Genomic DNA, 7,317 nt, shown 5'->3' with positions numbered 1-7,317 from the left:
TGCTTGTGGATGGGGTGCTGCCGACAGTCCCAGATGAAACAGGAAGTTTTTGTTAATGAATGTTAGCAAAAATCGAAGGGGCATACCCCCTTGTAGGGACAGGGATTGAATCTGGGGATAGCCCTGCTTCCATAACTTCAGAGCAATATAGCAACCGACGAAAGTCGGTTAGGGCAACTCCAACTCTTACTTGTTACCCAAATCCCTTACGGAGTAACCTTTTCCCTCTTCCCTAGCCCCTAGCAAGAAAGCCCCTAGCCCCTAGCAATACTTCAACAGGCGTGGAAATTGCTGCTTTGGGGACTAAACCTGATTTTGGAAAACCCCTAAAATGTCACTGAGAGATTTAACAGACATTCAAGCTAAAAATTAAAAAAAGCAACCCTTCTCTTAAAGCTATTTCGTTTTTACTTTTCACTGACAAGCATTAGCTTAGGAGTGCGATCGTGAGTCAACTTTCCCCCACCCAGCCAAAAGCGCCATCATCCCCAACCCAATTGTATTCCCCCGCCCTGCAAGCTGTTCTGAGCAGCCTGGATGTGCAGCTTGAGGAAGAATTAGCCAGATATCGGCGTCAACGCCCTGCCAAAACAGTTCCACCGCGTGCTGGTGGGCGTCCCCAAAGTCAAAAAACTTTGGATCTGATCTCTGTGCGAGCTACTGGCGGCAGAACTGGGCTGCAAACTGCTGCTGCTGTCAAGGTGCCAGAGAGCCTACCAGCAGGTATTACCAACAGAAATGCTTTTGGAGAGGCTGAAGCTCTTAACCGCGAAGTGGAAGCCCCAAATGCGGCTTTAGCAACGCCGGATCTTTCTGTTGATGACAACCCAATCGCTCACCTGGAAAATCCCCCAGGTTTGAGTAGATCTGAAGGGGGTTTGGTGAACCGGGGTGCTTCTGGGATAGAGCCAAATGAGTATCTGCCATCAGAGTCAGCACAGCTAAAAGAGCTGAGACAGGAAAAAGCCGCAGCCCAGCCAGAACGCAGTTTTGCGGACAGCCTGCTGACCCCCTTGGGGATTGGCTCAATGCTACTGTTGTTGCTCTCTAGTGCGACTTTGGGCTATATAGCGATGAATCCGTCTAGCCTCAGCCACTTGCCTCTGGGGCGACTGTTTGCATCTAAGACGGCGACGGTAGCCAAAAATCCGCAAAAAACTCCTGCCGTTGGAGATGATAAAGGTGGAGAAAATTCGATTCCCAATTCACCAAATCTGGCTGACCAAGAATTTGTGGAACTGAATTTAAGGAGTTTAAGTACACTAAAGCCTAAAAATACGCCAAAAGCTCTACCTTTACCAACGATCGGCACTCAAGTTCCTGTAAATCCCCCAGTGCCGTTACCTCGTCCGGTGGGTTCTCCAGTGCCTATAGATTTACCGGCGGCACTGTTACCTCCGTCACTTCAATCAGGTGTGTTGCCCCAGATTGGCGATCGATCCCCCGCCATGCAGCCTGCGCCTGCTGTAACTAGCAAACAGCCGAATGTTCTTGGGCAGCAAGCTGCGGGGAGTAAGCCGATCGAAGGAACGGCTCGTTTGGCACCACCTGGGGTTCCAAATGGGGGACAAGCGGCTGCTACTAAGCAACCGCCAGCAAAGGCTAAAGCTGCATCGGCAAAAGACAATAAATTCTTGGTTGTGACAGCGTACAGTGGCTCAAGCTCTCTGGCACAAGTGCGGAAGGTGACACCAGATGCATTCGTCCGTCGCTTACCGCAAGGCAACCGCATCCAAGTGGCTTCATTCTCCTTGGAGTCGGAGGCTCAAAAAAAGGTTCGGAATTTGCGAAAACAGGGCATATCGTCTGAAATATATCGCCGGTGACATCCTCTTGCGCCATAATCTAAGCGCACGCAGCGCTTAGATTATGGCGCAGGAGGATGTGAATTATTTCTGGGCAAGCAGCGCATAAATTTCCCGTTTAACTTGCTCTAAAAGCTCACGCACCCGATTTATTCGCTCTGTGTCGCCACTTCGAGCCACCTGCACCACAAGAGAAGCTAACTCTCTCGCCACATTTCTCAACTCGATAAACTCTTGGGGTTTGCCTGTTACGAAGTTTTTGAAGGCATCCAAAGGAGACTCTGAATCTCTCTGTTGGGCACGCTCTGCAAGCAGTTGTCGGCCCTCTGCGGTGATTGTATAAATGCGCTTGCCGCCAGAGAGTTCGCTCGTCAGAAAGCCACTTTCCTCCAGCATTTGGAGAGTTGGATACACCGATCCCGGACTGAGACGGCGAAAACCACCATAGCGGGTTTCCATCTTTTTGATCAGGTCGTAACCGTGAGTGGGGTGTTCGGATAACAATTCCAACAGTATGAACTTGATATCACCGCGAGGAGTCCGGTATTCATCTCCCCACTCACGACCGAACAGTTCATCACCAAAGTGCTTGTTATGAGAATGACGGCTTCTGTGTCTGCCGTGATGAAACCAATGTCTGTCAAATAAATCTGCATCAGGGCTGACTTCTGCCCCCGCAAGTACCGTTCTTGGGAACCCAAAGTGTCTAAACATAGGTGAATCCTTACGATCGACTTTCTCTACTAGACTATACGATATATCGCGATATGTCGCGATATTAGTTGAGCTTTTGCTTTTTAGTGGGTGTGGTCATAAGTAGTTGGTTGAAACGAAAAGCTTTTCTTCTGGGCCTTGTCCCTCTTGTCCTCCTTGTCCTCCTTGTCCCCCTTGTCCTCCTTGTCCTCCTTGTCCCCCTTGTCCCCCTTGTCCCCCTTGTCCCCCTTGTCCCCCTTGTCCCCCTTGTCCCCCTTGTCCCCCTTGTCCTCCTTGTCCTCCTTGTCCTCCTTGTCCTCCTTGTCCTCCTTGTCCTCCTTATCACCAACAGTTTTTGACCACATCCCTGCTTGTGTTTCCTGAAGCAGCGGCTTTGATTGTCGGCTTTCTTCTGCTTCGGTTACGGGTGAAGCACTGACATTGATATACTCATATCCATTCGCAACTTCGTAACTGGTTGTTGATTCGTTACTCTGGTAATTATTGTTAGATTGGATCGATTCATCCTGGGGTTTTTCTTTCTTGTCAAGCAGCCTTAATTCATACAATAAATTTACCAATGCTTCCAGATCGGTTTCTGTTTTAGCGGCCCGATCGTTTGAGGAGGAAATCATATTTTCCAACTCATGTATCTCAGCTATACTGTTTTTTGATAATGACATATTTTGGGCTCCCTAATTGCGGTTTTTAACTATACAAATACAGGTGGGAGTCGAAAACCGAGCGAACCGTAAAATTAGGCAAGTTTATCAATGGTTTCAGATTTTTGATTTCCCCAAGCAGATTTTTGGGGCTATGAGGAGTTGTTATGTTTTTGTTCAAAAAATAACATTTTTATGCTTTTGCTCCTTTGCCCCTCTGCTTTTCTGCTCCTCTGCACAAGCGCTAAAATAGCATAGTAAATACGGAAGAGCCGTTAATGCTTCGCTAGGTAGGGCGAAGCAAATCTAAAATCTGAAATTTTAAATTTGCCATCATTTTACGCCGGGATTTCAACTCGGTTGTTTCCTCTATTCCCAGATCTTGCTTTGCTTCAGTAACCGAACATCACTATACACATTGTCAGTGTCTGCAACTTCCTTCAGCTGAGGAACAAATTCGTTTCCTTTTAGCCTCATGCCAAGCTCAAACAGAATTTCTGCCATATCATCTTTGGAGACTTTGGCTTCTCTCATCATGGAGAAGCGCCTTTCTAATTCATCAAAAACCTGTCCTCTGAGAGCGCGGACGTCTTCTTGAAGCTTATTTCTGGATTGCGACAGTTCCTCTCGAATTGAGGAATTTTGGTTATCGACTGTCTGATCGAGTGCTTCAATGGAGCTAGAAAACTTTTTGTTCACGCGATCGAGCTGCTGCCGGACATCGTTAATTTCTTCCTGCGAAGTTAAATTAAGAGTCTTGAGTTTTTTCTCCAGACCATCAACCGCCGACCGGATTTCTGTGGAGAGAACAGTCCTGACCTGATCTATGCGATCGCGCATTTCCTGCTGTACCAGAGATATGTCTGACTCTAGCTTATCAAAGCGATTGTTATATTCTCGCAGTTGAGGGCCAAAGATAATGTCGCGAATCTGGTCAATATTTCCCAGCCTTTCGCGCATTTCCTCTTTTGTGATTTCGGTCATACTAACCCCTTTACTTACAGGTAATAATTGTTTGATACACAACTGATTTTTAGCGTTAGTTAACCATCCAACGCTGATTCCAGAGTAAGTTGCCTCTAATTTTACATTGTATCCCAGGACTTTAGGAGGTACTAGAAACTTTCGTTTAAGCTTGTTTTTTTACTATGCTTCAGTTTTATTTAGTTTTTTATCGCTTTTTAATACTTGACTTTTTTGCTTTTACGTGCTATATGCTGTAATGCCCCTAGCACTCTTAGCCCCTAGTCCCTAGCTATATGTAGTTGCTTGGCAGAAAGTGTCCCCTAGCCCCTAGTAGTGTGGCAAACTGGTTTTGATGGTTTGCTTCCAGGGCCAAGAAACCCGGTTTTTCTAAAAAACCGGGTTTCTTGAACCCATCAAATTTAGCTTGGTGGACTACTAGCCCTTCTTCTCCATAATCTAAAATCTAAAATCCAAAATTTGTCCCATGCAAATCACCCAATGTCTTCACGCAACGATTCTCGTTTCTAACCTCGAAAAAGCAGAACATTTTTATGGCAACATTATGGGATTACCCAAAGTAGAAAGAAATCTCAAATTCCCAGGCGCGTGGTATCAAATCGGAGACTTTCAACTTCACTTAATTGTTGCCGAATCTGTGCCGTTTGACCAAGTAAATACCGAAAAATTGGGACGCAATCGGCACATAGCTTTTGCTGTGAAAAACTTAGATGAAGCAAAAGAACAACTGCTGAGTAACGGATGTACAATTCAAATGAGTGCATCCGGTCGATCTGCTTTATTCACTCAAGATCCTGATGGTAACATTATTGAAATGACCGAATTGTAAGGGCATGGGAATGGGGCGAGAAAAGAATGAAAATTATTGCCTATCTATATAGCGATCCGCTGTTAGAATCGGCACCCGATCCAACTATTTGGGGTTGGGAAGTAGATAAAGTTTATCAAGATTTGGGAGGGCGTCAACAACTGCGGCAATTGTTGGAGGAATGTCAAGCAGAAACGGTTGATTATTTATTAATTAGAGGAGTGGAAGAATTGGGGGATTCGGTGCAGGAAGTGTGCAATTGCCTCACAGAAGTAGAAGCGCTGGGCATTCAGCTAATTGCGATCGAGCAAACCTCCACCACAACTACCAACATCCGCGCAGATTTGCTCAAACTCCTGCAAGAAATCCAGAATTACCAGCGCAGTCGCCGCATCCGTCAAGGACACGCCCGCAATCGCCTCAAAGCTTCACCTCCTCCCGGTAAAGCGCCCTACGGTTATCGACGCGGTAAAGATAAATATATCATTGACAAAAGTGCCGCTCCTGTGGTAAAGGAATTTTTTGAACGATTTCTGCTTTACGGTTCCTTGCGGGGTGCAGTGCGCTTTTTAGTGAAAAAATACGGCAAGAAAATCTCCGTATCAACTGGGCGTCGTTGGCTCACCAATCCAGTTTATCGCGGCGATACAGCTTATCAGAATAACGAGATTATCTCCAATACTCACCTTCCCATAATTTCCAGAGAAGAAGCCGCACAGATCGATCGCCTTTTGCGTCGCAACCGCCGGATGTCGCCCCGCACCGCCAGCGCGAATCGTTCTCTAGCGGGATTGCTTGTCTGTGGGGAGTGCCAATCGTCCATGACTGTCGTCCGCGTCACGACGCCGCGCCAAGCAAAAGAATATCTATATTTACGCCCGATTAGTTGCCCCAAAAGTCCCAAGTGCCGATCGATACCTTACGAGGAAGTGTTCCAGCAAACTATTAAAATGATTTGCCGCGAATTACCTCAAGCAGTCGCCGAGATGAGTTTACCGGATATGGGGAGAATTAAGGAAGGGGTGAAAAATGCGATCGCCACCAAAAAAGATATCCTAACTCAACTTCCCTCACTATGCGAAACGGGCGTTCTCGATCCTGAAACATCTCAATTACGCGCCTATAAACTGCGTACAGAAATCGCTTCCCTGCAACAGCAACTAGCTGAACTCCCGCCTGTGAATTTGCGCGAAACCGCCCAAGCTGTTTCCATTCCTCAATTCTGGTTGGATTTGTCCGAGTCGGAACGGCGATTTTACTTTCGGGAATTCATTCGCCAAATTCAGCTATTGCGTCAAGATGCAGCCTGGGAATTGCGAGTTAATTTTATCTTTTAGGGGTCAATTTTCAGTGGTTAGTTGTTCAGTGTAAACTTATGAGAAAATTATCTTAATCTTCACGATGATCTATCGTCGCAACTTTCTACGCACTCTATTCGCCTTCTGTCTAGCTTTACTCGCTTGGTTTAACTTCGCCCCATCTGCGCTAGCTATCGGCGGCAAACTTCCTCCCCTCAATCAATCCGCCCCAGAATTCACATTGCCAACTAACACTGGGGATGGGGAAGTGTCTCTTTCAGACTATCGCGGCAAGTGGGTAGTTCTCTACTTCTATCCCAAAGATTTTACCTCTGGTTGCACCTTGGAAGCTCGTCGCTTTCAGCAAGATTTGCCAAAATACATGGATAGAAATACTCAAATTCTTGGCGTCAGCGCTGATTCTGTAGATTCCCACGCCGAATTTTGCGATTCGGAAGGTTTGAAGTTCCCGTTGTTAGCCGATACTGATGGCGAAATCAGTAAAGCCTACGGTTCTTGGCTGGGTTATCTCTCCGTGCGCCACACTTTTATCATCGATCCAGAGGGTATTATTCGCGAGGAATTTACTGGGGTGAATCCATCAAGTCACAGTCGGGAAGTTTTGTCTCGTCTGAACGAATTGCAGTCAGCAGCTTCTTAGCAGGTTGGGTGGGCATTGCCCACCTATCAAAGTTACGCTTGATGCAAGCACAAGCACTTGACAACTGACTAATGACTAATTTCAGGACTAAGGTCAACTGACACACTTAAATCAACTTGTAGGGTGCGTCAGACGAAGTTATACATCGATATAATAAGGGTTTGTGCCTCTGACGCACCCTACAAATTGTGCCAGTTGGCCTTAGTCCTATAATTTCTAAGCTTCTGGTTTAAAATAATCTAACCAGCGATCGCCACCTTAAGTTTAACTAAATAGGGGGTTATTTTTAGGGTGCGTTACACTGGGTTAACGCACCTTAACTACTCGCTCCTGTTGTCCCCCGCTATAACTGTACTCAGTTTAGCGGCGGGATACTTCGGCAGGCTCAGTAACAGAAAGGCAGGGA

7 protein-coding genes are annotated in these 7,317 nt (G+C 46.4%); 4 read left to right on the top strand and 3 right to left on the bottom strand.

The genetic code is table 11. The features are described from left to right. The first annotated feature begins 446 nt into the window (after positions 1–446). On the top strand, positions 447–1,826 hold the full coding sequence (locus LAY57_RS34405; RefSeq protein WP_249071784.1) for a hypothetical protein: 1,380 nt from the start codon (positions 447–449) through the stop codon (positions 1,824–1,826). Positions 1,827–1,889: 63 nt separating this feature from the next. Here LAY57_RS34405 and LAY57_RS34400 read toward each other — a convergent pair whose 3' ends face one another. The 3 genes from LAY57_RS34400 to LAY57_RS34390 form a co-directional block, all read right to left on the bottom strand. Beyond that, positions 1,890–2,519, bottom strand: a complete 630-nt coding sequence (locus LAY57_RS34400) for a PadR family transcriptional regulator (protein WP_249071782.1) — start codon at positions 2,517–2,519, stop codon at positions 1,890–1,892. 83 nt (positions 2,520–2,602) lie between these two features. Next, positions 2,603–3,181 (bottom strand): hypothetical protein, encoded by a 579-nt coding sequence (locus LAY57_RS34395; protein WP_249071780.1) that lies wholly within the window; start codon positions 3,179–3,181, stop codon positions 2,603–2,605. A 348-nt stretch (positions 3,182–3,529) separates the two neighbouring features. Continuing rightward, the gene (locus tag LAY57_RS34390) at positions 3,530–4,144 is read right to left on the bottom strand and encodes an apolipoprotein A1/A4/E family protein (RefSeq protein WP_249071778.1); all 615 of its coding nucleotides are present in this window, start codon (positions 4,142–4,144) and stop codon (positions 3,530–3,532) included. Between the two features lie 466 nt (positions 4,145–4,610). Here LAY57_RS34390 and LAY57_RS34385 point away from each other — a divergent pair, with 466 nt between their 5' ends. The 3 genes from LAY57_RS34385 to LAY57_RS34375 all read left to right on the top strand — a co-directional run bounded on the left by LAY57_RS34385 (position 4,611) and on the right by LAY57_RS34375 (position 6,911). Continuing rightward, entirely contained in the window at positions 4,611–4,973 is a 363-nt protein-coding gene (locus tag LAY57_RS34385) for a VOC family protein (RefSeq protein ID WP_249071776.1), read from the top strand. Positions 4,974–4,999: 26 nt separating this feature from the next. Beyond that, on the top strand, positions 5,000–6,289 hold the full coding sequence (locus tag LAY57_RS34380; RefSeq protein WP_249071774.1) for a recombinase family protein: 1,290 nt from the start codon (positions 5,000–5,002) through the stop codon (positions 6,287–6,289). Between the two features lie 64 nt (positions 6,290–6,353). Then, positions 6,354–6,911 carry a peroxiredoxin gene (locus LAY57_RS34375; RefSeq protein ID WP_249071772.1) on the top strand — a complete coding sequence of 186 codons (558 nt, stop codon included), beginning with the start codon at positions 6,354–6,356 and terminating at the stop codon, positions 6,909–6,911. The last annotated feature ends 406 nt before the right edge of the window (positions 6,912–7,317 follow it).

This window comes from Argonema antarcticum A004/B2, from assembly GCF_023333585.1.
Taxonomy (GTDB): Bacteria; Cyanobacteriota; Cyanobacteriia; order Cyanobacteriales; family Aerosakkonemataceae; genus Argonema; species Argonema antarcticum.
This window is presented reverse-complemented; position numbering and strand designations above follow the sequence as displayed.